At 58.0% G+C, this 24,833-nt stretch carries 23 protein-coding genes; 11 read left to right on the forward strand and 12 right to left on the reverse strand.

Annotated features, from left to right (window positions below):
• Nucleotides 1-200 precede the first annotated feature (200 nt).
• From QK300_RS09115 to QK300_RS09130, 4 genes are read right to left on the reverse strand one after another with little or no spacing between them, the layout of a single operon-like run.
• A complete protein-coding gene (locus tag QK300_RS09115; protein WP_281301369.1) occupies nucleotides 201-1,142 on the reverse strand; it encodes a hydroxyacid dehydrogenase in 942 nt (313 codons plus the stop codon).
• A 12-nt stretch (nucleotides 1,143-1,154) separates the two neighbouring features.
• The gene (locus QK300_RS09120) at nucleotides 1,155-2,171 is read right to left on the reverse strand and encodes an Ldh family oxidoreductase (protein WP_281301368.1); all 1,017 of its coding nucleotides are present in this window, start codon (nucleotides 2,169-2,171) and stop codon (nucleotides 1,155-1,157) included.
• Nucleotides 2,172-2,198: 27 nt separating this feature from the next.
• Nucleotides 2,199-3,371, reverse strand: a complete 1,173-nt coding sequence (locus tag QK300_RS09125) for a UxaA family hydrolase (RefSeq protein ID WP_281301367.1) — start codon at nucleotides 3,369-3,371, stop codon at nucleotides 2,199-2,201.
• A gap of 11 nt (nucleotides 3,372-3,382) precedes the next feature.
• Entirely contained in the window at nucleotides 3,383-3,670 is a 288-nt protein-coding gene (locus tag QK300_RS09130; RefSeq protein ID WP_281301366.1) for a UxaA family hydrolase, read from the reverse strand.
• Nucleotides 3,671-3,941: 271 nt separating this feature from the next.
• Between QK300_RS09130 and QK300_RS09135 the strand changes: the two genes are divergently transcribed.
• From QK300_RS09135 to QK300_RS09150, 4 genes are all read left to right on the forward strand, one after another.
• Nucleotides 3,942-4,661 (forward strand): GntR family transcriptional regulator, encoded by a 720-nt coding sequence (locus tag QK300_RS09135; protein WP_042084950.1) that lies wholly within the window; start codon nucleotides 3,942-3,944, stop codon nucleotides 4,659-4,661.
• Nucleotides 4,662-4,845: 184 nt separating this feature from the next.
• Nucleotides 4,846-5,895, forward strand: a complete 1,050-nt coding sequence (locus tag QK300_RS09140) for a tagatose 1,6-diphosphate aldolase (protein ID WP_281301365.1) — start codon at nucleotides 4,846-4,848, stop codon at nucleotides 5,893-5,895.
• Between the two features lie 2 nt (nucleotides 5,896-5,897).
• Complete coding sequence (locus tag QK300_RS09145; protein WP_281301364.1) at nucleotides 5,898-7,313, forward strand: hypothetical protein; 1,416 nt, start codon at nucleotides 5,898-5,900, stop codon at nucleotides 7,311-7,313.
• A gap of 39 nt (nucleotides 7,314-7,352) precedes the next feature.
• Nucleotides 7,353-9,521, forward strand: a complete 2,169-nt coding sequence (locus QK300_RS09150) for a TIM-barrel domain-containing protein (protein ID WP_281301363.1) — start codon at nucleotides 7,353-7,355, stop codon at nucleotides 9,519-9,521.
• On the opposite strand, the gene QK300_RS09155 is transcribed toward QK300_RS09150, so the two are convergent.
• Entirely contained in the window at nucleotides 9,516-10,547 is a 1,032-nt protein-coding gene (locus QK300_RS09155) for an aldose epimerase family protein (protein ID WP_281301362.1), read from the reverse strand. The genes QK300_RS09150 and QK300_RS09155 overlap by 6 nt on opposite strands.
• A 139-nt stretch (nucleotides 10,548-10,686) precedes the next feature.
• On the opposite strand from QK300_RS09155, the gene QK300_RS09160 reads away from it, so the two are divergent.
• Genes QK300_RS09160 through dctP form a run of 3 tightly spaced genes read left to right on the forward strand, consistent with a single transcriptional unit; the run spans nucleotide 10,687 to nucleotide 13,627 of the window.
• Nucleotides 10,687-11,265 (forward strand): TRAP transporter small permease, encoded by a 579-nt coding sequence (locus tag QK300_RS09160; protein ID WP_281301361.1) that lies wholly within the window; start codon nucleotides 10,687-10,689, stop codon nucleotides 11,263-11,265.
• A 3-nt stretch (nucleotides 11,266-11,268) separates the two neighbouring features.
• The gene (locus tag QK300_RS09165; protein ID WP_281301360.1) at nucleotides 11,269-12,555 is read left to right on the forward strand and encodes a TRAP transporter large permease; all 1,287 of its coding nucleotides are present in this window, start codon (nucleotides 11,269-11,271) and stop codon (nucleotides 12,553-12,555) included.
• Between the two features lie 10 nt (nucleotides 12,556-12,565).
• Nucleotides 12,566-13,627 carry a TRAP transporter substrate-binding protein DctP gene (gene dctP, locus QK300_RS09170; RefSeq protein WP_281301359.1) on the forward strand — a complete coding sequence of 354 codons (1,062 nt, stop codon included), beginning with the start codon at nucleotides 12,566-12,568 and terminating at the stop codon, nucleotides 13,625-13,627.
• Here dctP and QK300_RS09175 read toward each other — a convergent pair.
• Entirely contained in the window at nucleotides 13,612-14,595 is a 984-nt protein-coding gene (locus QK300_RS09175; RefSeq protein ID WP_281301358.1) for a putative sulfate exporter family transporter, read from the reverse strand. The two genes, dctP and QK300_RS09175, sit on opposite strands and share 16 nt — an antisense overlap.
• A gap of 218 nt (nucleotides 14,596-14,813) precedes the next feature.
• Here QK300_RS09175 and QK300_RS09180 point away from each other — a divergent pair, with 218 nt between their 5' ends.
• The 3 genes from QK300_RS09180 (at nucleotide 14,814) to QK300_RS09190 (ending at nucleotide 18,095) form a co-directional block, all read left to right on the forward strand.
• Entirely contained in the window at nucleotides 14,814-15,704 is an 891-nt protein-coding gene (locus QK300_RS09180; RefSeq protein WP_281301357.1) for a PfkB family carbohydrate kinase, read from the forward strand.
• Between the two features lie 106 nt (nucleotides 15,705-15,810).
• Nucleotides 15,811-17,349 carry a tryptophan halogenase family protein gene (locus tag QK300_RS09185; protein ID WP_281301356.1) on the forward strand — a complete coding sequence of 513 codons (1,539 nt, stop codon included), beginning with the start codon at nucleotides 15,811-15,813 and terminating at the stop codon, nucleotides 17,347-17,349.
• A complete protein-coding gene (locus tag QK300_RS09190) occupies nucleotides 17,349-18,095 on the forward strand; it encodes a SapC family protein (protein WP_281301355.1) in 747 nt (248 codons plus the stop codon). Before QK300_RS09185 ends, QK300_RS09190 begins: the two co-directional genes overlap by 1 nt.
• A gap of 52 nt (nucleotides 18,096-18,147) precedes the next feature.
• Here the strand turns inward: QK300_RS09190 and QK300_RS09195 are convergent, their stop codons facing one another.
• From QK300_RS09195 to QK300_RS09220, 6 genes are all read right to left on the reverse strand, one after another.
• Nucleotides 18,148-19,263, reverse strand: a complete 1,116-nt coding sequence (locus QK300_RS09195; protein ID WP_281301354.1) for a choice-of-anchor X domain-containing protein — start codon at nucleotides 19,261-19,263, stop codon at nucleotides 18,148-18,150.
• A 22-nt stretch (nucleotides 19,264-19,285) separates the two neighbouring features.
• The gene (locus QK300_RS09200; protein ID WP_281301353.1) at nucleotides 19,286-20,293 is read right to left on the reverse strand and encodes a hypothetical protein; all 1,008 of its coding nucleotides are present in this window, start codon (nucleotides 20,291-20,293) and stop codon (nucleotides 19,286-19,288) included.
• A gap of 145 nt (nucleotides 20,294-20,438) precedes the next feature.
• Nucleotides 20,439-21,191 (reverse strand): FadR/GntR family transcriptional regulator, encoded by a 753-nt coding sequence (locus QK300_RS09205; protein ID WP_281301352.1) that lies wholly within the window; start codon nucleotides 21,189-21,191, stop codon nucleotides 20,439-20,441.
• A gap of 18 nt (nucleotides 21,192-21,209) precedes the next feature.
• Complete coding sequence (locus QK300_RS09210; protein WP_281301351.1) at nucleotides 21,210-22,148, reverse strand: SMP-30/gluconolactonase/LRE family protein; 939 nt, start codon at nucleotides 22,146-22,148, stop codon at nucleotides 21,210-21,212.
• Entirely contained in the window at nucleotides 22,138-22,830 is a 693-nt protein-coding gene (locus tag QK300_RS09215) for a 2-dehydro-3-deoxy-6-phosphogalactonate aldolase (RefSeq protein ID WP_281301350.1), read from the reverse strand. Before QK300_RS09215 ends, QK300_RS09210 begins: the two co-directional genes overlap by 11 nt.
• Entirely contained in the window at nucleotides 22,820-23,785 is a 966-nt protein-coding gene (locus QK300_RS09220) for a 2-dehydro-3-deoxygalactonokinase (protein ID WP_281301349.1), read from the reverse strand. Before QK300_RS09220 ends, QK300_RS09215 begins: the two co-directional genes overlap by 11 nt.
• Before the next feature lie 190 nt (nucleotides 23,786-23,975).
• Between QK300_RS09220 and QK300_RS09225 the strand changes: the two genes are divergently transcribed.
• Nucleotides 23,976-24,833, forward strand: a complete 858-nt coding sequence (locus QK300_RS09225; RefSeq protein ID WP_281302290.1) for an SDR family oxidoreductase — start codon at nucleotides 23,976-23,978, stop codon at nucleotides 24,831-24,833.

Here is a 24,833-nt window from a genome sequence, read left to right on the forward strand (position 1 = left end):
TCACCATCCACGGCTCTTAGCAGGCCGCCTTTGATCTTGAGGCCGTTCCATCAGCATGGAACTGCCATGCTGTGATATGTCTTATATAAGACATATCAGATAGAAAAGCCAGACTGCAACGCCAGAATCAAAGCGCCCGAAAGACGATTTCATGTTTTCGTGATGTAAAAGATGATCTGATCGGCCGCACGGCCCGATGATCAGGCGCTGGCCAGCACTGCCGCCACAGATTGTGCGGTCATCAGGCTTACGCGCAGATTGGCTTCCCCGGTGATCCCGGCAATATGCGGGGTCAGCAAAAGATTAGGGACATCGCGCAGATGCGCCCCGCTTTCGGCGGTCATCGGCTCGGTTTCAAACACATCGAGCGCAGCCCCCGCCAAGCGGCCCGCCCGCAAGGCATCGGCCAAAGCCATTTCATCCACCACCCCACCCCGCGCGGCATTGATCAGGATCGCACCCGGCTGCATCCGCGCCAAGGCCGGAGCATCGATCAGATGGCGGGTTTCCTCGGTCAGGGGCACATGCAGGCTCAGCACATCGGCTTCGGCCAGCAGATCCGCCAAAGCCATGCGCGCAACCCCATCGAGATCGGCGGCGAGCGCCGGATCGCCTGCATCGAGATAGGGATCATAAATGGCCAGCCGCATCCCCATGATGCGGGCCCGCCGCGCCACCTCGCGGGCGATGGAGCCAAAGCCCACCAGCCCCATCATCCGGCCTGAAAGCTCGGCCCCCATCATCTCGAGCCGCGGCCAATGCCCGGCCAGCATCCGATCGCGCCCCGACCAGACATCACGCAACAGATTCATGCTGGCATTCAGCACATATTCCGCCACCGACAGATCATTCGCCCCCCGCGCCGGGCACACCTTGATCCCCCGCGCCGCGCAGGCATCAAGATCGATATTATCAAGCCCCACCCCCAATCGCCCGATCACCCGCAGGTGGGGCGCTGCCTTCAGCAAATCCCCGCGCACCTGGGTTTTATTGCGTATGATCAAAGCCCGGGCATCCGCCAAAGCCGCCAAAAGCGCCGCCGGTTCGTTCACCAGATCAGGATCATAAAGCACATCAAAGCCCTGCAATTTCTGCGTAATCGCGGCTTCATCCATGAATTCACTGATCACGATATCAGCCATGGCCAATTCCCTTCATGCTGCTGATGCTGCCAGTTCCTGCAGGCTTTGAAAAAGTGTGGCGGGCACCAAAAGGCCGTTTTCCGCAGCCCGCTGGCGATTGATCAAACGACGACTGCCGGGCAGGCGGACCTCCGCATCGGCCCCCAAAGCCGCCAGAAACACCGCCATCCGATCCTGATAGGCCCCGGCAGACAGCCGCATGGGATCGATGGCCAGCAAAGTTTGCCCCAGATCGGGGGGTGGCCCCTCGCCATCAAAAAGGGAACTGGCTTCAAAGCCGAAATGCGATCCGCTCAAAGCCGCTGCCAATATTTCGATCATCATCGCCAACGCCGCCCCCTTGGCCCCGCCAATGGGCAGCATCGAACCCGCCAAAGCCGCATCGGGATCGGTGGTGGGCTGCCCATCGCGATCCAGCGCCCAGCCTTCGGGAATGGTTTCACCGGCCTGTTTGGCGGCATTGATCTTACCCCGAGCCACCACCGAAACTGCAAAATCGATCACCAGCGGCGGTCCTTCGGGCAAGGGGGCGGCAAAGGCCACGGGATTGGTGCCCAGCATCGGGGCCTGCCCACCCCAAAAAGCAATGGCCTTGGGTGAATTACCAAAAACCAGCCCGATCAGGCCCGCATGGGCAAGCTTTTCAGCATGGGCCCCCGCCTGCCCGAAATGATGCGAGCGATAAAGCGTGGCACTGGCAATGCCCATCGTGGGGGCCAACTGCACCAGCTTTGCAACCGCCAGGTCCAGCGCCGGATAGGCAAAGCCAAAGCCTGCATCAATGCGCAACGCCGCTGGGGACACCGATTGCGCATGGGGCACCGCATGGCCATTCACCTTGCCGCTTTTTGCCTGGGCGGCATAGGATGGCACCCGCGACAGGCCATGGCCCGCCTGCCCATCCGCTTCGGCGGTCACCAAAGCCCGGGCGGTGATGGCGGCTTGCTCGGGCGCGCATCCGGCGGCCAGCAAAGCACGGGCCACCAGATCCTGCGCCGCATCAAGGCTCAGGCGAACGGGTTCCGTCATGTAAAAAAGCCCATGATGATCATCCGGTCAGGCGCTGCGATAGAGTTTGGTCATCACAAATTCCCGATGGCCCAAAGCCTCGGCCGCAGTAAAGCGGCCATTGGCCGTGGCTTTTATCATCTCGATCAGGGCATCGCCCGCCTCATCGATGGTCCATTCCCGGCGCACGATGGCTGAAACATCAAGATCCACATGTTCCGACATGGTGCGCACGGTGCGCGGATTCCCCGTCAGCTTGATCACCGGCATGATCGGATTGCCGATGATATTGCCCTGACCGGTGGGGAAGATATGCACCACATAGCCCGCTGCCGCCTGCAAAGTGCAGCATTCCGCCGCCGCCGATGAGGTATCCATGAAATAAAGCCCGGGGCCCTGTGCCGGGCTTTCCGCAGGCTCTAAAACATCGATATAGCTGACTTTCTTGCCGATCTTTTCAAGATTGCCCAGGGCCTTTTCCTCAATCGTAGTCAGCCCGCCTTCGATATTGCCCTTGGTGGGCTGCGAATCCGAAAGATCGGATGTTTTATGCGGCTCGATCACCTCGTTCTGATAGGCCATGAAGGTGCGCATGAATTTTTCACCGACCTCAGGCGTTGCGGCCCGCGCCTGACACAGATGCTCGGCCCCGGTCAGTTCGGATGTTTCCCCAAAACAGCCATAAATGCCTTTTGGGATCAGCTTGTCATACATATTGCCAACCGTGGGGCAGGATGCGAGGCCGGTGGTGGTATCGCTTTCCCCGCATTTGGCAGCAATCCAAAGCTCCGACAGATCACAAGGCTCGCGCAAAAGCGCCGTCGCCCAATGCACATAATCTTTCGCCTGCCGCGATGCCTTGGCGATGGTGGCGATATCGCCATTCTGCTCGATGGAAAAGCCGGTCACCGGTTTGCCCGTGGCGGCAATGCCATCCACCACTTTCTGGGTCCATCCCGGCTCGATACCGATCACCACACAGGCCGCCACATTGGGATTGGCCCCCGTGCCGATCATGGTACGGAAATGGAGATCAAGATCGGCGCCAAATTGCAGGCGGCCATAGGCATGGGGCAGCGCCAAAGTGCCCTTGATATTGTTCGCCACGGCTTCGCAAGCGGCATTGGAAATATCATCAAGGGGCAGGATCACCACATGATTGCGCACACCAACCCGCCCGTTTTCGCGCCGATAGGCCATGATTTTCTGGGAATTGCTCATTCTTTGGCTCCTTACCAGCGTCTGGTTTTCAGATTGTGGGTGTGCACATGCTCACCCTGCGACACAGCGGCCACCACCCGGCCGATATTTTCGCCATATTTGACGACATTCTCTTCGAGCTTCAGATCGGTCAGGGCGATTTTATGGCCGATGGGCACATCCTGACGCGCCACCAATTTAAAATCTGAATTATCCTGAGTGACCACGCACAGCATCTCGGTGCCTGCGGTCAAACCCTCAACCACCACAACGCCAACATTATCGCGTTTATCATGAACCAGAAGATGTGGAATACTCACGGCGATTTCCTTTACTTTTTTAGAATGAGCTTTTGACGTGTCTTTTGTCGCCCAATGCCTCGATAGCATCCTGATCACGGCCCCGGATAAGCCCCAAGCCACTTATCATGGGCCGGTCGAACAGCCATCCCTCAGACTCGTTCCTTTTATAAGCTATCTTATATAAGATACAATACAACAAATGATAGACAAAAGGGGCCAATGCGCGATATTCTGAATGTGCATCAGTCTTTAGCTCACCCTCACCCTCCCGCTTTCAAGGCCCTGATCCATGGATGGAGCGCCCGGTTTCCGGCCCTTATATCGACAAGTCTATGATCATCTGGTCAAGCAGATCAGCACCGGCGTGTGGAAAGCCGCCGAAGCCCTGCCCAGTGAACATGCCCTCGCCTCCAGCCTTGGGGTTTCCCAGGGCACGGTGCGCAAGGCGCTGGATGCCATGGCATCGGAAAATCTGATCGAAAGGCGGCAGGGCAAGGGCACCTATGTCAGCCAATATAACGAGCAAAGCGCCCTGTTTCGATTTTTCCGCATGGCCCATCCGGGGGGCGAAAAGGTGATCCCCGATTGCGGCGAAAAATCCATCAGCCGCCGCCCGGCCAATGCCACCGAAGCCCGCAAGCTGGCCATCAAGCCCGATGATATGGTGGTGGAATTGCGCCGCACCCGCTGGGTAGAAGGGCGCCCGGCGATATTCGAGATGATCGTGCTGCCTTTGGCCCTGTTTCCCGATATTGATCGCTATGATCCTCTGCCCAATGCCCTTTACACGCTTTATCAGGCGGAATTCGACATCAATATCGTGCAGGCCGAAGAAGAATTGCATGCCGATATCGCCCGCAAGGAAGATGCCAGCCGTCTTGATCTGCCCTTGGGATCGCCGATTTTACAGATCGACCGGATCGCCATTGATATTGCCGGGCGGCCGGTGGAATTGCGCACATCCCGCTGCGATACCGCGCGGCTGGTTTATGCCGTCAGCATTCGCTGAAATTTCCTGACAACACACGGAATATCTTAGAATACGGGTGCAGCCCTTTCACAAGGCTTGCCATTATCTTTTCTTATGTCATATAACTCTTATAGATAACTGCAATAATGCGGGCGCGCAGCCGTGCCTTAAGGCCCGATCCCACACGGCCGCCCGCCCCTGTTCCAATCTGTGATGGAGAACGATGATGAGCCTGAGCGCGGGAAAATTATGGGGTATGCGGCGCATGGCTGATCGTCAGGGCCGTTTCAAGATGACAGCGGTGGATCAACGCCCCCCGATCAAAAACCCTATCGCCAAAATCAGGGGGCTGGATGAAGCCCCGTGGGAGGATGTGGCGGCGTTCAAGGCGCTGTTGATCGAAGAATTGCAAAGCCAATCCACCGCCATGCTGCTCGATCCCCATTATGCTTATCCGGCGGGCCTGTCGCTTTATGATCCGGCTTTGGGCCTGATCCTCACCCTTGAAGATTCCATCTTCAAGGAAACCGACAAGGGCCGCCTGTCATCGGAAATCGATGATTGGTCGGTGGAAAAAATCAAGCGCGTGGGCGGTGATGCGGTCAAGGTTCTGGCCTGGTATCGCCCCGATGCCGATGCCGCGATCTGCCGCGCGCAGCAGGATTTCACCAAGCGCATTGGCGAGGCCTGCGCCCGTTTCGATCTGCCTTTTGTTTTTGAATTGCTGGTCTATCCCTTGGCTCATGATGCCGAACGCACCGGCGATTATGTGGAAATGAAAAGCAAAAAGCCCGATCTGGTGCTGGAAAGCGTGCGGGTTTTTTCCCATGCCGATTATGGGATCGATCTGTTCAAGCTGGAAAGCCCGCTGGCCGCCGATGATGTGCCCGGCGTGGGGGGCAAGGATTGGGAACAGGCACAAAGCTGGTTTGATGCCATGAACCAGGCCGCAGGCCGGCCTTGGGTGATGCTCTCGGCGGGGGCGGGGATGGCGGCTTTTCGCAATATTCTCACCCATGCTTATGCGGCGGGGGCTTCGGGCTATCTGGCGGGCCGGGCGATCTGGCTCGATGCCTTTCAAGCCTTTCCCGATATGGCGGCAATCCGGGAGGCTTTAAGAGAAGACGCCATCCCTTATATGAAGGATCTGAACCAACTCACCGATGAAAAGGCCCTGCCCTTCACGGCGCATGATTGCTATGCCCCCGATGGGCCGGGGCTGGTTCCGGCCGATGCCCGCTTTCGTCATGTATATAAAGGTTTTGGAGGCTGATTATGAGTCTCAGCTATGCCGTCTTTCCGCTGGCACGCCCCACCTTCGACGTGCCCTTTGCCACCGAAATGAAGGATCAGGCCTTTGCCGCCCTTGATCAGGCGGGGATCAAAACCATCGGCCCGCGCGATCTTTTATTCGATGCCGATGCTGTCAATCAGGCGATGGAAAGCCTGAAGGGGCAAACATTCGATCTTGTGCTGATCATGCAGATCACCTTTACCGATGCCACCATGACCCGCACTTTGGCCGATGTCCTCAAAGCCCCGATGGCGATCTGGGCGGTGCCCGAACCGCGATTAGGGGGTCGGCTGCGGCTCAATGCCTTATGCGGGCTTAATCTGGCGGCCCATGCCCTTAAAAAATCGGGCCATGATCTGGGCTGGCTTTATAGCGACCCCAAAGCCCCGGATTTGGGGCCCGATCTACGGGCTTTGGCAAGCCCCAAAGCAAAATCTTCGGCAAAAGCGCCTTCGCCCAAAGCCGATGATATGGCCCATGATGAGAGCACGGATGAAGCCGTGATCCGCGCGCTTGATGCCATAAAGGATGCCAAAATCACCGTGATCGGCCATCATCCCGATGGCTTTGATACCTGTGCTTTTGATGAAGGCGTGCTGAAGGGGCTGGGCGGGCTTTCGGTCAACCGGATCAGCATGGATGATCTGTTCAGCCGGGCGCGGGGCATCGATGCGGCGCGGGTGGCCCGCCATCATCAGGCCGAATCCGATGCCCTTGGCAATCTTGATGAGGTGGATGCCGATCAGCTTGATCGCTCTTTACGCAGCTTTTGCGCCCTTGAAGATGTGCAGGCGGAAACCGGGGCCAAAAGCCTTGCGGTGCGCTGCTGGCCGGAATTTTTCACGGATTATGGCTGTGCGGCCTGCGGGCCGGTGGCGATGCTCAATGAGGCCAGAATTCCCACCGCCTGCGAAGCCGATGTGCATGGGGCGATGAGCCAGCTGCTCTTACAGGAACTGGCGGGCGAACCGGCCTGGATGACCGATCTGGTGGATCTGGATTTCGCCGACGATACGGCGGTTTTATGGCATTGCGGATCGGCCCCTTTATCGATGCGCGATCCGGCATCCAAGGCCGAAGCCACGATCCACACCAATCGCAAGATGCCCCTGCTCCATCAATATAAAATCAAGCCCGGGCGCATCACCATCGCCCGCATATCTCAGGCTAGGGGCGAAAACAAGATGGTCATTGGCGGGGCCGAGGTGATCCCCGCACCCATGGCCTTTACCGGCACATCGGGCACCATCCGGTTTGATCTGCCCACCCGGCAGGTGTGTGACACCATCATGGATGAAGGGTTGGAGCATCATTTCGCCATTGCCTATGGCGATCATCGGGCAGCACTGCGCATGGTGGCCCAAAGGCTTTCTTTGCCGGTTCTGGAGCTTTGCTGATGCCCATCCCGCAAGAGGGCCCACAAGGGGTTTTGACCCATGGCTGAAGCCACGATCCCCACCCCATCATGGGGCCGGATTGCACCTTTACGCATCATCGCGCCACCCGAAATCATGGAGGATCGATCCGTCCTTCTGATCAGCAACCAGGGGCCCCTTGCCATCAGCTTTTATGATCAGGGTTTGCGCCTGCGCAGCCTTGATGAGGGGGCCATCCTTCATGATTATGGCATCATCAGCCACGAACCGGATGCCCGCGCGCCCACGCTTGCTTTGGCGGAGAATGGCGAGGCCGCCACCATCAGTGCTGGTGATCTCAGCCTTGTCATCCAGTTCGATCCTTTTTCCTTTGCGCTTTTAAAAAACGGCCAATGCCTGATCAAAAGCGCCGATGATGGCCATTTCGTGCGCCGCCACCGTCTGCCGCCTTTCGCGCGCCGACCCAAAAGCGGGGGCACTTCCCGGGGCTGGCTCATCTCCCTTGCCCTCGATCATGATGAGCCGATCTATGGTTTGGGCGAAAAATGGGGGCGGCTTGATCGGCGCGGCCAGATCATTTGCAGCCATAATGAAGATGCGCTGGGGGTGAATGGCGAACATTCTTATAAAAACACCCCCTTTGCCTTCAGCCCCAAAGGCTGGGGCCTGTTTTTACACACCCCTTATGATGTAACCCATGCCATTGGCTATGCGCCCTGGTCGCATCGCAGCTATGTGCTTGATCTGGAAGATGATCATCTCGATCTTTTTCTGTTCAGCGGCGATGATGGGGCAGCGATCATCGGCCAGTATACGGCGCTGACCGGCCGCCCCCCTTTGCCCCCGCTTTGGAGCCTTGGGGTTATTTTATCGAAAGCCTATTACCGCACCGCCGACGAGATTCTGGACGCCGCCAAAGCCGTGCGGGATCATGATATGCCGTGCGATGTCATTACCTTTGATGGCCGGGCCTGGCAGGATACCGATCGCCGCTTTCAATTCGGCTTCGATCCCAAACGCTATCCCGATCCCAAGCAGGTGATCAGCAGCTTGAAATCCATGGGCTTTCGCATCTGTGTCTGGGAATATCCCATGGTCTCGGTCGATGGCCCCTTATTTGACAATCTGGCCGCCAAAGGCTGGCTTTTAAAGGATGCCAAAAGCGGTGAAGCCTATCGCTATGAATGGGATCTGGAGCCGTTCGGCGCGGTGCTCACGCCTTTGCCGGCCTCAGGCCTCATCGATTTCACCCATCCCGATGCCTATGCCTTCTGGCGCGAATCCCATCAGGCCCTGTTTGATCTGGGCATCGATATGCTCAAGCCCGATTTCGGCGAGCAGGTCACCGAGGACATGATCGCCCATAATGGCGCAACGGGTGCCGAATTGCACAATGTTTACAGCCTTTTATATAATCGCTGCTGCTATGAGGCGGCGACCGCTTTTTGCCCTTCGGGGGCCTTTTTATTCAGCCGATCTGCTTGGGCGGGTTCCCAGCGCTATCCCGCCCATTGGGGGGGCGACCCTCAGGCCGATTTTGAAGGGCTGGCGGCGAGCCTGCGCGGCGGGCAAAGCTGGGGCCTATCGGGCGGGCCTTTTTATGCCACGGATGTGGGCGGATTTTATGGCGATCAACGCGATCGGGTGCTCTATACCCGTTGGGCGCAGGCGGCGGTTTTTGCGGCCCATATGCGCCTTCATGGCATTGGCCCACGCGAACCCTGGAGCTATGGCGAGGCGGCCGAAGGGGCGGTGATGGATGCCCTGCGCTTGCGCTATCGCCTGCTGCCTTATCTTTGGCAGGCAATGGAAACGGCCCATGAAAGCGGCCTGCCGGTGCAGCGCGCCATGGTTTTAGGCTTTCCCGATGATCGCGCCGCCTGGGGCTTTGACACCCAATTTTTATGTGGCCCCGATCTTTTGGTGGCCCCCTGCCTTGATCCCCATGGCCATGTGGATGTGTATCTGCCCCACGGGGATTGGGCTCGCCTGCCGATCCCGGCCCTGATCAGGGGTGAGGCCACAGCACCCGCAGCGGGCGAAGCTTTCATGGGCGGGCTCTGCCATCGCCTGCATCTGGCATTGGATGAGATCGCCGTTTTCGCCAGAAAGGGCGCACAGATCCCCCTTGGCCCGGCGATCAGCCGCACAGATGCCCTCAGCCTTGTGGAGGGCCGCCCGCCCATCAGCCTGATCTGGGAAGCGGGCAGCGGGTTCATCCCTTCATAGCGGGTAAAAGCGAAATTCGCTGATCTGGTGATAATCTTCACCGGGGCGGAGGATGGCATGCTCCCTAAAAGGCCCGTTCGGGCTATCGGGGGGGATTTGCGGCTCAAGGCACAGGCCGGAAAAGGCATTATAGTTATGGCCCTGATGCCCGGGGATGGTGGTTTTGATCTTGTGCCCGGCATAAAATTGCACGGCGGGCTGATTGGTCCACAGTTCCATCGCCAGATCCTGCCGCGCCCCCGATAGCCGGGCAGCCCGGCGCAGGCCATCGGCACCGATGGGCGACGATAGAATGAAACAATGATCATAGGGGAAGGCCTGATCCTTTGCCCCGGCTTTGGCGTGGATCGGCCGGGCGGTGCGAAAATCAAAGGGGGTATCGGTCACCGGCTGCACCCCATCATAAGGCAGCGCGGCCTCATCCACGGGCACATAATGATCGGCGGCAATCTCGAGCCGGGCCTCATGGATCGTACCCCCGCCATCAAGATTGAAATAGCTGTGATGCACCAGATTGATGATGGTGGGCTTGGTGCTGCGGGCCATCAGCTCCACCCGCAAAATGGGCCCGGGCAAAAGGCGATAGCTGCAGCGCACCTCACAGGCACCGGGATAGCCTTCTTCGCCATCCGCTGCCTCATAGCCCCAGTCCGCCCAATCCGCCCCATGATCCAAAAGCGTCCATTCCCTTTTGCCAAAGCCGCGCTGGCCCCCATGCAGATGATGGCGACCATCCTGATTGCAGCTGAGCTGAATGGTTTTCCCATCAAGCTCAAAACTGCCATCCCGGATGCGATTGGCATAGCGGCCTGCGGTGGCCCCGAAATGGGGCGAAAAATCAGGATAGGCGGCCGGATCGGGAAAGCCCAAAGTCAGATCGCGAGGGGCATCCGCCCTCGGTAAGCTATTGGGTAAATTGTTGGGTACGCTGTTGGGCAGGCTGATCTGCAAACGCTGCAAAACCGCCCCCATGGGGATGAGATCGGCCATCAGCCCATGGCCTGATAAAATAATCCGCTGCATCATCCGTTTTCATGCCCCCAAAATTGATTTTACATGCCCCAAATCGCCCGGATGGTGCGACTTCAGGCGTGGTAAAAAAGCCTATCCTTACTGCATCATAAAAGCTATCATATATAAGATAGATAAGTTGGGATATCCAAGAATGCCCGAAAACCAGCCCAAGCCATCAGGTTTTTCGATCCTGTCCATCATTCATGGTCTGGGGCGCATCAATCAAGGGCTTTCGCGCGCCGGGCGCACGCTTTCGGTGGTCTTTTTGATGGCCATGCTGGGGATCGTTCTGTTGCAGGTGCTTTTCCGCTATGCCCTCAATGATAGCCTGATCTGGACCGAAGAACTGGCCAAGGCGCTGATGGTGTGGTCGGCCTTTCTGGTTGCCCCCTGGGCTTATCGCCGGGGGGCGGCGGTGGCCATCCTGATGCTGATCACCCCGCTGCCGGTTCGCCTTCAGGCCGCCCTCAAAATTCTGATCGATGCGCTGGTTTTGTGGATTTTGTTCGTTCTGTTTGAACTGAGCTTTGGATTTGTCGCGCGCGGGGCGCATATCAGCGCCGCCAGCCTGCCCATCCCCATGGCTTTTTTCTATGCGATCATGCCCATCGGGCTTTTGACCCTGATGTCGGTGGCGATCGAACATCTTTTGCGCGGGGTGATGCATCTGATCGATCCCGATGGCGGCTATCCTCTCGCCCCTGCCCGCCCTGTGATCGAGGGGGAATAGCCGATGTCGCTGGCTTATTTCTGGATTTTCATCTTTTTGCTGGCGATTGGCACGCCGGTGGTTTTTGCCCTGCTGATCGGGCCGGGATTAAGCCTTGTGATCGATGGGCAGGGGCGTTATCTGCCCGCCCTTTTATCGCGGCTTTATAATGGCATGGATAGCTTCCCCCTGATGGCCGTGCCCTTTTTCATTCTGGCGGGTGAAATCATGAACCGGGGCGGCATCACCGAAGCCCTTGTGCGTTTTTCCCAATCGCTGATCGGCCATGTGCGGGGCGGCCTGGCTCAGGTGAATATTCTGTCATCCATCCTGTTTGCGGGGCTTTCCGGCTCGGCGGTGGCCGATACTTCGGCCTTGGGCAAAATGCTGATCCCGGCCATGCATAAAAGCGGCTATTCCCGGCCCTTTGCCGCGGCCATCACGGCGGCCAGTTCGGTTGTGGGGCCAATCATTCCACCATCGGGCATCATGATCATCTATGCTTTCATCATGAATGTCTCGGTGGGCGGGTTGTTTGCCGCGGGTATCGTGCCCGGTATTCTGATCGCCGGGGGCATGATGGTGCTCACGGCACGGCTCGCCCGCAGCCGCAATTATCCCATCTCAAGCCGCAAGGCCAGTTTGCGCGAACGCTATGATATCTTCAAGATCAGCTTCCCCGCCCTGCTTACCCCGGTGATCCTGCTCGGAGGGATTTTGGCCGGAATCTTCACCCCCACCGAAGCCGCAGCCATTGCCGCCGCCTATGCCCTTGTGGTGGCCTTGTTCGTCACCCGCACCTTGCGCTTTCGCGATCTGCCCGATGTTTTTCGTGAAGCGGCGATGCAATCGGGCGTGGTGCTTTTACTGGTGGGGGCGGCTTTATCCTTTGCCTGGATGATTTCGGTTTCCGGCATGGCCGATACCATCGCCAGCGGGCTTGGGGGCGTATCGGATAATGTGCTGATCCTGCTTTTTGCGGTGAATATCTTTTTGTTCATCGTGGGCATGTTTCTGGATGCCGGCCCGGCGATCATGATTTTGGGGCCGGTTTTAGGGCCTTTGTTCATCAATCTGGGGGTCGATCCCCTGCATTTTGCCATCGTGATGTGCGTGAATGTGACCGTGGGGCTTGCCACCCCGCCCATGGGGCTTGTTCTGTTCGTAGCGGCCTCGGTTTCAGGCGAAAAGGTGGAAAGCATCATTCGCGAAATGCTGCCCTTTCTGGCGGTGCAGGTGTTTGTCATTTTCCTCATCACCTATATCCCCGCTTTGACCATGACCCTGCCCCGGCTGCTGGGTCTGGGATGAGGGGCATGCCATGAACCCGCAAATCCGCGCGATGATCATTCTGGCGGCCCTGTTCGTGATCGCGATCATCGGCGTTTTGACATCGGCAAAAGACCAGCCCGAACGCATCATCACCATCGGCTTTTTAAGCTCGCCTGAAGATGAGGATTATAAAGGCGCTGCCGCCTTCAAGGCGGTGGTGGAGCGCGAAACAGCGGGCCGGGTGCGGGTGGATATTTTCCCATCCGGGCAATTTTGCGGCAATGAGCGGGAATGTCTCGATGGGCTGGGCAGCGGCCTTTTGGATATTCACATGACCACGGTCGGCGGCATTGGCCGTTTGTTTGGGGCGGCTCAGGTGCTTGATCTGCCTTATCTTTTACCCAATGATGCGGTGGCACATTGTGTGCTGGATGGGCCGATGCTCGATCAGTTGCGCCGTGCCGCCCTCGAGCGGGATCTGGGCCTGCGCCTGATGGTGATCTCAGATACCGGCGGCTGGCGGCATCTGGCCACTGCAAACAAGGCGATCCACAAACCCCAGGATCTGGCGGGTTTGAAAATCCGCTCCACCCCTTCGGCCATGCAGCAGGAACTTTTGCGGCTTTTTGGGGCCAATCCCACCCCCATCGCCTGGGGCGAGGTTTATACCGCCCTTGCCACCGGCGTGGTGGAAGGCACCAAAAACAGCGTGCAGGATATTGTGGGGGCAAAGCTTCATGAAGCGTTGGATTATCTCACTCTTGATGGCCATGCCTATATGGCGGCCATGTGGTGGTATTCTGAAAAGCAATGGGCGATGCTGCCTGATCAGGATCGCGCGGCGGTGGAAAAAGGCTTTGCCGCCCTGAAAACCATCACCCGCAGATTGCCAAAAGAAGGCGAGCAACACGCCCTTGAAGCCTTCAAGGCCGCAGGCGGCACGGTGATCACCCTTGATGCCGAAGAAAAAGCGGCCTTCGTCAAGGCGGCCCAGCCTTTGCGCGCATGGTATAAGGATCGCTATGGCACGGAATGGCTCGATCTTTTGACCACGGAAATCGCCCGCTGCGAAGCCCTGAGCGGATCATCCCGGGGTCACGCGATCAGATAGAGCGCGCCAATCGCGGCAAAAGCCAAAAACACCGTTTGCCCCAGCACCAGCCCCAGATAGCGCGGCCCCAGATCGGTCATCGCCTTCAGGGATGTTTTCACCCCCAAAGCGGCAATCGCCGCCACCAGAAGCCAGCGTGAGGCTTCGGTCATCGCCCCGGCCAGAACGGGCGGGATCAGGCCCAGGCTGTTGGCCAGCAAAATCACCCCAAAAGCAATGGCAAAGCCCGGAATCGCCGCTTTTTTTTCGCCGCTTTTATGCTTGCGATACATAAAGGCAATGGCCAGCACCACAATCGGCAGCAGGCTCACCCGCAGCATTTTCACATAGGTGGCCACATCCCCTGCCCCATCCGATACCGCATAGCCAGCCCCCACCACCTGCGCCACATCATGGATGGTGGCCCCCAGCAAAAAGCCGATCCCGGCATCATCCAGCCCCAATGTGGCATAAAAAATGGGATAGGCGATCATCGCAATGGTGGATAATGTGGTGACCGCAATCACCGTGAACAGGGTATCCTTCTCGCCATCTTCCGCGGGTAAAACAGCGACGATGGCCAAAGCCGCCGAAGCCCCGCAGATTGCCACCGCACCGCCGGTGAGAAGGCCCAAACGCACCGATTTGCCAAGCAGGCGGGAAAACAGGATGCCAAATAAAATAGTGATCAGAACGAGCGCCGGGATCGCAATCACCGGCCCGATCCCAAGGCTGGTGATCTGCCCGGCCGTGACCCGCGCCCCCAAAAGCGCCACCCCGATCCGCAACAGGCGCTTGGCCGTGAACTCGATCCCCGCAAGGCATTTGCCATCTTCGGCCAGAAAATGAAAGGCCATGCCCAAAAGCAGGGCAAACAGCATCACCGGCGCGCCATAATGCTCGGACAGAAAATTCGCCGCCGCCGCGATGGTGAAACACAGCACAAGGCCGGGGACCAGGCTTCGCATCTGCGCCAGATATTGGGTCACTGTGATGAAACGCCTTTCTCTCGATCTGCGGGCCGCTTTCAGGGAATGGCATGGCTTCCGGGCTGGACAAACCGCCAGCCCTCTGGCTTTTATATCTTATAAAAGAGTTAGCAATATTTGCTTTTGCATATCAATAGAAAAACTATTGCCTAAGCTCATGGCTTTATAGATCAGCGGCGAGTGGCTGAACAGGGCTGAGATGAAAGGAGCATAAAGAGATGGCACGAATTCTTTGTCTTGGCCATGCCGTTCAGGATCTTTTGTTTTCTGTGGAAAGCCTGCCCGATCGCGGCGAAAAATATCGGGCCAGTGCCTGCAGCCAGATGGGGGGCGGTCCGGCGGCGACGGCAGCGGTGGCCATTGTCCGGCTGGGCGGTGAAGCCTCGCTGATCACCCGCTTGGGGGATGATCCCATTGCCGATCTGATCACCGCCGAATTGGCCGCTTATGGGGTAGAGCTCAGCCATGTCCGCCGATTTCCGGGCTGCCGCTCCTCGCTCTCATCGGTCTGTGTGGATCGGTCGGGCGAACGGATGATCGTCAATTTCCTTGATCCTGCGATCCCTGATGCCTGTGATTGGTTGACCTCGGTGGATATCCGCCCCTTTGCCGCCTGTTTGGCGGATTGCCGCTGGCCAAAGGGGGCCACTGCCCTGCTCGATCAGGCCAGAAAGCATGGAATTCCAGCGATATTGGATGCGGATATGCCGCTGGCGGGGCAGGATGGCCTGATCAGGGCGGCCAGCCATATCGCCTTTTCCCAGCCGGGCCTGGCCGATTATTGCGGCAAGGATGATCCCGAAGCGATGCTGGCGATGATCGCCCGAAAAACCGGCGCATGGTGTTGTGTGACTTTGGGCGCCGCCGGAACCTTGGTTCATGATCAGCGGGCAATCACCCATTTTCCGGCCCCAAAAGTGACGGTGCGCGATACATTGGGGGCGGGCGATGTCTGGCATGGGGCTTTTGCCCTTGCTTTGGGCGAGGGCAAAGACGAGCCCGACGCCGTGCGCTTTGCCAATCGGGCGGCGGCGATCAAGGTCAGCCGCCCCGGTGGCCGCGCCGGGGTGCCCAGCCGCGCTGATCTCGAAGCCTTTCCCGATCCCTGAAGGCCCATGCTTGCATTGCTTTCCGGCTTGCTCTTTCAAATTATATGATTAATTCTGTTGCCTTGCGCATCCCGATCCATTGTCCTTCTACAGTGAAAGGCCCAAAATGCCCCAGCGCCCTATCCGGAATATCGTCATCGTGGGCGGCGGCACGGCGGGATGGCTCAGCGCCTGTTTGCTGGCCAGCCATTGCAAAACCGAACAGGGCCGGGGTGGCACGGTCACCCTGATCGAATCCCCCACCATCCCCACCATCGGCGTTGGCGAAGGCACATGGCCCACCATGCGCCAAAGCTTGAAGCGCATCGGCCTTACGGAAACCGATTTCCTGCGCGCCACCACAGCAGGGCTGAAGCAGGGCAGCCGCTTCATCGGCTGGGCGGATGGATCGGCTGATGATCAATATGATCATCCTTTTTCCCCGCCCCTCGATGCCCATGGCTTTGATCCCTTTGCCCTTTGGTGTGCGATGGGGGCAGAGCAGCGCCCGGCTTTTGCCGATTTCCACCATGTGCAGGCGCGATTATGCGCAGCCGGTTTTGGCCCCAAAACCCCTTTACAAGCCGATTATGAGGGGCATCTCAATTATGGCTATCATCTGGATGCCGGGGCTTTCGCCAGCCTTTTATGCCAGCATGGCACCACAAATCTGGGCATCCGGCATCTGCGCGATGATGTATTGGATGTGGGGCTGGATGAAGATGGCGCCATCGGCCATCTGATCTGCCAGCAAAGCGGGCGGGTGGACGGCGATTTTTTTGTCGATTGCACCGGCTTTTCGGCCCGTTTGATTGGCACGGCGCTGGGGGTGCCTTTTCGGGATTGCAACCACATCCTGTTTGCGGATCGCGCTATTGCCGTGCAAAAGCCCCATGCCACAGCAGATGCCCCTTTAAGCTGCCAAACCCATGCAACAGCGCAAAAAGCCGGTTGGATCTGGGATATCGCGCTTAAGGAACGGCGGGGGCTGGGCCATGTTTATGCCAGCGATTTTCTATCCGATGATGAAGCACAAAAGATCCTGCTCGAACATGCCGGGCTGCAAGAAGCCGAGGCCACGCCCCGCCTTTTAAAGATCAAATCGGGCTATCGCCAAAGCCTGTGGCAGAAAAATTGCGTGGCCATCGGGCTTTCTGCCGGATTTTTCGAGCCTTTGGAAGCTTCGGCCCTGATGCTGGCCGAGCTTTCAGCCCAGGCTTTGTGCACCCTTTTGCCCCTTGATCAAGGCGATCTGGCCATTGCCAGCCGCCGCTATAATCAGCGCTTTGCGCATTTCTGGCCCGCCATCCTGAAATTCCTGAAGCTCCATTATATCTTAAGCCGCCGCACCGAGCCTTTCTGGCTGGCAAACCGCGAGGCCCAAAGCTGGCCCGATGATCTGGCCGAACTGCTGGCCCTCTGGCGCGATCAACCTCCCCTGCCCGATCATCTGGGCGCTGAAAATGAGGTTTTTTCCTATCTCAGCTACCGCTATGTGCTTTATGGCATGGGCTTTGCCGCCCCAATGAATCCGCATCGGGGCCAGGGCATGCCCGCCCGCTGGCAACAGATGCTGGATGGCCTTATGGGGCGGATGGAAAGCACCCTGCCCCGCCATCGGGATTTGATCGACCATGTGCATCGCCACGGTTTTCAGGCAATCTGATGATGGATGACATGATCACCGCCCTCAGCCCCGCCCAACATGGGGATTATGGCCTGCACCCCGATCGCAGCTTTGCCCATGCTGCCAATTGGCGCAGCACGCCCCTTGGCCTTTCGGAAATTCTTGAAGCCGCAGGCTGTTTCCCCCTTTTTCTGATGAAAAGCGAGCCATCGGGCACATTCCGGCTCAATGCCCTTTTGGGGCTATCGAAACCATGCAATCTTTATTGCCGGGATGGCGGCTGGGGGGCCGCTTATATCCCCCTCAATCTCCTGCGCTATCCCTTTGTTTTGGGGGAAAATGACGATGCAGCGCCACTCTTATGCGCCGATTTCGCCTCACCCTCGCTGGTGCGCGATGACCTTGAAGCCCTGCGCCTTTATGATGAAAGGGGGGCACCCAGCCCCCTTTTGGACGATGCCCTGCGGCTTTTACTGTTCATGCGCAAGGATCATCAGGAAACGATCCCCTTCATCGCAAGGCTGCTGTCTTGTCATCTGATCCGGCGCAAGGATATTGAACTGACCCATCAAACGGGCGCGACGTCGCAGATCACCGGGCTTTATGGCATCGATGAAGAGGCTTTGGCCGATCTCGATGGAGCGCATCTTCAAAGCCTCAATCTCGATCAGTATCTGGGGCTGATTTTTGCGATGCTCCAATCGGAGCGCCATCTTCAGCGCCTGCTTCATTTAGCAATCCGCCGGGGCGACAATCTCGTCTCCGCGCATCTTATGATGTCATAAATAAGGGCCGATGCCCTGATCCGGCACCGGCCCATAAAGTCAGCAAGACGGCTTAATTGCGTGGCGGTTTTTTATCGCCGCGCTGATGATCGAGATCGATCCGGCCCACATCCAGCCGCCGTGCCTGTTCCATCAGATCAGGCCGATCAAAGGAACGGCTGTGGAATTGCTCGGGCACGAAAGGCATGGTGCGATACACATTATGCAAAACCGGCCCCAAAGCATTGGGCAGCCCCTTGATGCTGGCAAGGGTGACACTGCCAAGGGTCAAAGGCCCTTTCGCCCCGGCCTCGCTCAAGGCCAATCCGTAGAAACGAAGATCGATCCAATGGGTGCCGGCATCGAGATTTTCCGCGCTTTGGGCCGTGACCAAAGGAACGCCGCGCAGGCTGTGCATGGTTCCCGAAAGATGAAAGCGGCCCTTTGTGGTGGCTTCGATCTCGGCACTGATCACCAGATCCCCATCCACCAGCTTTTCAACATATTGGCCGGTGAGCCTGGCTGCGGGATGGCTGTATAAAAAGCCGGTGATGCCTTTATATTCCTCGCCCTTGCCATTGCTGGCGGTGACGACCACGGCAATATTTTCGGCATAGCCCGGCAGTGGATCAAAGGCTTCGGGCAAGGTGAAGCGGGCGGTATAAATGCCATCGCCCGCCTGCTCATCGCCATTGCGGCCATCATCTTGATAGCTGATCGTGCCCAGCGGCCCCGAAAGCTGGCCGGTGACAACGGCGCTGATCTGCCATGGCCCTGCGGCCCCATCAGCATTGGGGATGCTGAGCAGATCCTCATCATTTTTGCCCGTGCTTTCGAGGCGCGCATAAAGCCGGGCCTCATCCCCGGATTCAAAGCGCATATCATCAGGCCAAACACTTAAGCCCATGCCGCTTTCGCTGGGCAAAATCTGGCGGGTCGGGATGCGTTCGGCAAGCACCGGATCCACCGCGCCCCGCGCCACCGGCTGCGACCAGGCCGGGAAGCGGGCCTGCTGGCGATAGCTGGCCGCCGCATGGGCCGCCAGATCGGGGATGGTTTCAGCAGACTCTTGCGCGCGTGCCGATGGCGACCCCATCAACCCACCATCAAAAGCCCCGACCATCAGCACCGATCCGGCCATGATCGCGCCCAAAAGCTTTGGCGTAATCGAAGACAATAGTCTCTTCATGATCCTTGATCCTTTGCACATATCAATAAAGGGTACTGATGAAACGGGCCGTCGTCATGCCTGTTTGCACCCGGGTATTGGGCGCACAGCTTGCGCCACCACAGATCCAGAAACCATCCGGGACCTGACGGCGCTGGTCGGAATCGGTCGCATCCCGCTCATCATTATGATTTTCATGAGCGGAATCGAGATTGAAAAAGCCCGATGCTTCCTGCTTGAAGCCATTATTGCAAACATTGCTGTTATTATAGCTGGCCGTAGCACTGCCACCACAGGCAAACATGGAGGCATATTGCACCACCCCATCATCTTCGCCCGATAAACAGGCACTGGCCCCGAAAATGGCTTCAAAACCGCCAATCAGATACACATTGCGGGCCGGCGCATTGGAAAATGTCCGCACCTGCACATCATCGGAACTACGCAGCCAGAAGGTGGCATCATCACAATCCTGGATGAAGCCGGCAATGAAATTACACAAGGACGCCGCATCGCCGCAAACCGCATCCGCCCCTTGGGAACCACGATGGGCACCGCCAACCGACACCACGAGGCTGGTGCGCTGGGCCACCACATCATAAGCGCCATTGAGATTGAAATTGGGGGTGCTGCTGTTGGCATTGCCCAGAATGAAATCCATCACCGTGCCGCCCATGCTGTGCGCGATGATCCAGAAATTGCCGCCCGCCGCCCAGCTTGTGGCACAGCGATTGCCGCCGCCATCGGCACCGCCATTGGTTGCATTGATGATTTCAGCCGCAACCTCGCCCGCCGCCAGGGAATCCCAGAAGGGCCGGGTGCCATTATAGCCCACCACATAATGCGAGGCATTGAAATTTTTAGTCGAAATGCCGATGAAATCCGAACTGCCCGAACGCCAATAATCCCGGGCCTTGGTCCAATTGGTAAAACTTCCCGTATCGGTTTGTTTTCCATGCACAAAAATCATGCAGGGCATGGCCATGGCGGTACTCCCGAAAGCCAGAAGCAGCCAAGTGGTCAGGATCGCCAGAATCGATTGTCTTTTCATGTTTGCACTCCTCATGGATCCGGCCCGAGCGCTGGGGGTAAAGCCCGAGCGGCAAGCCATCATGGACCTTGTCCAGAAGCGTTCAGCCCTTCTAGAGAAGGTGAGAAATGCAAACTAACAGTTTATAAAAATCTGTTCAATTCTATCATTGCGCGCTTTTTGTTGAGCTACCGATGCTGGCAGCTTTTTGCAGTTCATCAGCCTGTGATTGCTGAATGAGCATCATCGCTTCAATGATCAGGGCGCGCATCGCTTCGCTGGCCGCTTCGGGGTCACGGGCAATGATTGCATCCACCACCTTTTTATGATCGCGGATGCTGGCCAAAGGTACACCTTTGCGCTGGTTGGTCAGGCGGATGGAAATCCGCAAGGCGGTGTTGATCATGCCTTTCAACTGGGCATAAAAGCGATTGCCGCAGGCATTGAGGATCGACACATGAAAGGCGATATCCGAACTCAAGGGATCATCATTGCCCTTTTCCGCTTCGCGCATGCGATCCAGGGCCGCCAGAATATTCTGGATATCTTCGGGATGGCAGCGCTGAGCGGCAAGGGCGGCGGCCACCGGCTCGAAAGCCAGCCGCATTTCCGTGAATTCCACCAGCAACTGCGGGGAATATTTTCGCTCCAAAAGCCATTGCAGAACATCGGGATCGAGCAGATTCCAGTTTTCTTCCGGCTCGATCCAGGTCCCCTGGCGGGGACGTGCCCTGAGCAACCCTTTGGCCGTCAGCATTTTCACCGCTTCGCGCAGCACGCTGCGGCTGGCACCATATTGCGTACAAAGGGCGGCTTCGATCGGGAAAGGATTATGTTGGTCATAATGGCCTTTCACAATCGCCCGCCCCAGATCATGCACGATGACATAGGTCAGGTTGCGACCTGAATGATTCTGCATTATTCACCCACCCTTGGATTAGAAGGAACGTTTGCCCGGGATGAGCCCCTCATACCGATTTTCCGGCAAACCCGCCTGTTTTATTTTATAAATAAAAACATCGCCCGAATGCGGCGCCGTGGCAAGGGCTTCGGCGGAAAGCCCGGCTCGGGCTGTGGTGACGCACAGATAATCCAAATCCGGCCCGGCAAAACAAACACAACTCGGCTGGGGCGCCGACAGGGCAATATCGCCCATCAAACGACCATCCGGGGCATAATGCCGCACCAGCCCTGCCCCCCAAAAAGCACTCCACAAACCGCCTTCAGCATCGACCGCGGCGCCATCGGGAAAAGCCCCATCGGGGGTTTGCGCAAAAAGACGCGGCGATTGGCGAACGCCGCTGTCCCCATCATAATCAGACGCCACGATCCGACGGGTCGGGGAATCGGCAAAATAGGCTTTTTTCCCATCGGGGCTGAAACACAGCCCATTGGATATGGCGATACCGCCTTGGCGCAGATGCAGCCGGGCATCAAGATCGAGACAATAGAGGCTGGCGCTGGCCGCCCCGGCGAGGCTTTCATCCTCGACCATGCTGCCCACCCAAAAGCGCCCCGCCCGGTCGGCCCGGCCATCATTGAAGCGCCGCCCCGTTTCCCCCAATTCCGGGCGGGCAATCCAATCGATCGTACGATGCTCCAGATGATAAAAGGCAAGCCCCGATGCAAAAGCCGCCACAATCACATCCGGTTCTTTGGTGAAGGCAAAAGAACATAAGCGCTCCGGCAGGCTGATCTCGGTCGCCTCGATCACCGCGCCCGGATTGCGTTCCAATGCCTGGAAATCCGGCTTTGCCCGCCAAAGCCGGGCCTTTTCGATATCGGTCCACCATAAAGACTGCGAGGGTTCGTGCCATTGGATGCCTTCGCCCAAAGTGCACCCGCAGGCGATCCGCCCATAAGCTTCAGCCAACATGACGATGCCATGCCGCCACATGGGCCGCTGCGGCCTTTGCCACGGCATCAAGATGCAGACCCGGCTTATAGATCCCCGTACCGATGCCAAAGCCATCCGCCCCCGCCGCCGCCCAATCCGCCAGATTTTCCGGCCCCACGCCCCCCACGGCCAGAACCCGCGCATCATCAGGCAAAACCGCCTTCAGCGCCGAAATATGCCCCCGACCATAGCTGGCGGCGGGAAATAATTTCAAAAAACGCGCCCCTGCCCTCAGGGCCGAAAAGGCCTCGCTGGCCGTGGCGAAACCGGGAATGGGCTCAACACCCAAAGCAATGGCGCGCCGGATGACCGGGCCATGGCTATCGGGAGAAACGATGATCTCGCCCCCTGCTTCTGCCACCCGATCCACATCCAAGGGCGTGAGCACAGTGCCCGCCCCCACCATTGCGCGGCCCTTCAGGGCTTTTGCCAGCCTGCCGATACTATCCATCGCATTTGGCGAATTCAAGGGCACCTCGATCATACGGATCCCCGCATCCACAAGGATCGCCCCTACATCCTCCACCGCATCGGGGGTGATGCCCCGCAGGATGGCGATGATCGGCATCGCTGCAAGCCTCTCTCGCAACCGGTGGCGCAGCGCTTCGCCTTTTTGATCTTGTGGAGCAGGGGTTGGTGGAGAGACTGTTTCAAGGGACATCGACAGACCTTTCCAAATCTCGCAAGCGGGCAGCCATCGCCAGCAATCCCGTGCCCGATTGCTGCTTGCCATCCAAAGACTGGGACGCCACCCCATAGCGATCAAGGGCCAAGGCATAAAGATCGGATAAATGCCGGGTGGCGATGATGGTCACCCGATCATAGCCCGCATGGCTCCAATCCAGAATACGCAGGGCGGCATCCACATCCGCGCCGATCAAAAGCCCGGATAAAAACGAGGCCGCTTCGCCCACTGTCAATTCCCTGGAAATCTGGCGGGCCCGCACTTCAAACAGGCGATTGAGCAACATCGCCCCTTTGTTTGCGCAAATCCGCTTCACCCCTTCGATAAAGGCGGTTTCATGAAAGCCATCATCGGTGCCCGACCCCCGCAGCAAAACGCTATGATCCTTGATGATCCCATAAAATTCACCGGTCAAACTGGAAAAAAACCGCTCCACCACCCCATCTTGCAAAATCACCCATTTGCTGTGGGTTCCGGGCAGGCAGATGATCTGCCGCCCGATTTTCAGGGCCGGATCGCTCATCAAAGCCCCCAGGATCTGCGTTTCCTCGCCCCGCATATAATCGGCATAGCCTAAAGGATTGATGCAGCTCAGCCCGGGAATGATCGCCAGATCATGGCCTTCATGGCGGAAATGAACCGCCCCATCCACCAGCTTGTCACAGGCAATGGGGCATGGCCGATAAGGCACTTCGCGCCAGCCGATATTCGATCCCACCGTGCCCGCCAAAAGCACCGGCAAAGCACCATGATCCGCCCGCCAGCCTGCTGTGGCCCGCATGAAGGCATCGCCGGGATCGGCAATCGCTGCCGCCAGGCCCGGACCATCGCACTGATCGATGATCCGGTTATCATGAACCAGAAAAAGCCTGAGATGACTGGTTCCCCAATCCCCGACAATCGAAAACGCCCTATCCGCATTCCTATTCATCCACGCGGTCCCCGCTTGCGCATTTTCATGCTGCCCATTCTTTGGTTCTTTCATAGGCTGTAAAGGCAACATAGTCTCTTGGTCTTTATCGTCTTTTGCTCTTATCGGGAAAATCCTGAATGGCTCGTCCCTGTCATTCTAAATTTATATGATAAATAATCTTGTTGTAAAGCCCCACCACTGCTAAAGCATGAACTTATCTGTCTTTTCCGCATCGCATCCTTTTTATCCGGCACGAGAATTGATCATGGCCCAAAAAATCGAAGGCATTGCCAGCCAGCCATATCCTAAGCTTACCGATCTGGATGGGCAGTCCGTGTTCATCACCGGCGGCGGATCGGGCATCGGGGCGTATTTCGTCCATGCCTTCGCAAGTCAGGGCGCACGGGTTGCCTTTGTGTCGCTGACCCAAGCCCCGGCTTTGGCGCTCTGTGATGCAGTGGCCGAGGAAACCGGCCAGCGGCCCTTGTTCATCCCGTGCGATATTCGCGATCTCAGTGCCCTGCGCGCGGCGATGGCAAAGGCCGCCGATCAGCATGGCAGCATCGATATTCTGATCAATAATGCCGCCCGCGATACCCGCCACAGCCTGCTTGATCTGGATGAAAAAGGCTGGGCCGATAGCCTTGATACCAATCTGCGCCCGCATTTTTTCACGGCCCAAACAGCCGCCCCCGCCATGCGCGAAAAAGGCCGGGGCGCGATCATCAATGTGGGGTCAAACTCCGCCCATCTGGGGCTTTCGGGCTATCCTGCCTATGTGACGGCAAAAGCCGCGATTGAGGGGCTGAGTCGCGCTTTGGCCCGGGAATTGGGGCCGGACGGTATCCGCGTCAATAGCCTGATTCCCGGCTGGGTGATGACCGAACGGCAAAAGGATTTATGGGTCACCGATGAGGCTTTGGCGGACTGTTTGGCGCAACAGGCGCTAAAGCAAACCATATCGGGCGAAGATTGCGCCCATGCGGCGCTGTTTCTGGCCTCGCGGATGGCGGCCATGATCACCGGCCAAACGCTGTTTGTGGATGGCGGCCGGGTGATGCGCTAA

It is taken from the genome of Iodidimonas sp. MBR-22, assembly GCF_029946565.1.
GTDB classification, from domain to species: Bacteria; Pseudomonadota; Alphaproteobacteria; order Sphingomonadales; family Rhodothalassiaceae; genus Iodidimonas; species Iodidimonas nitroreducens.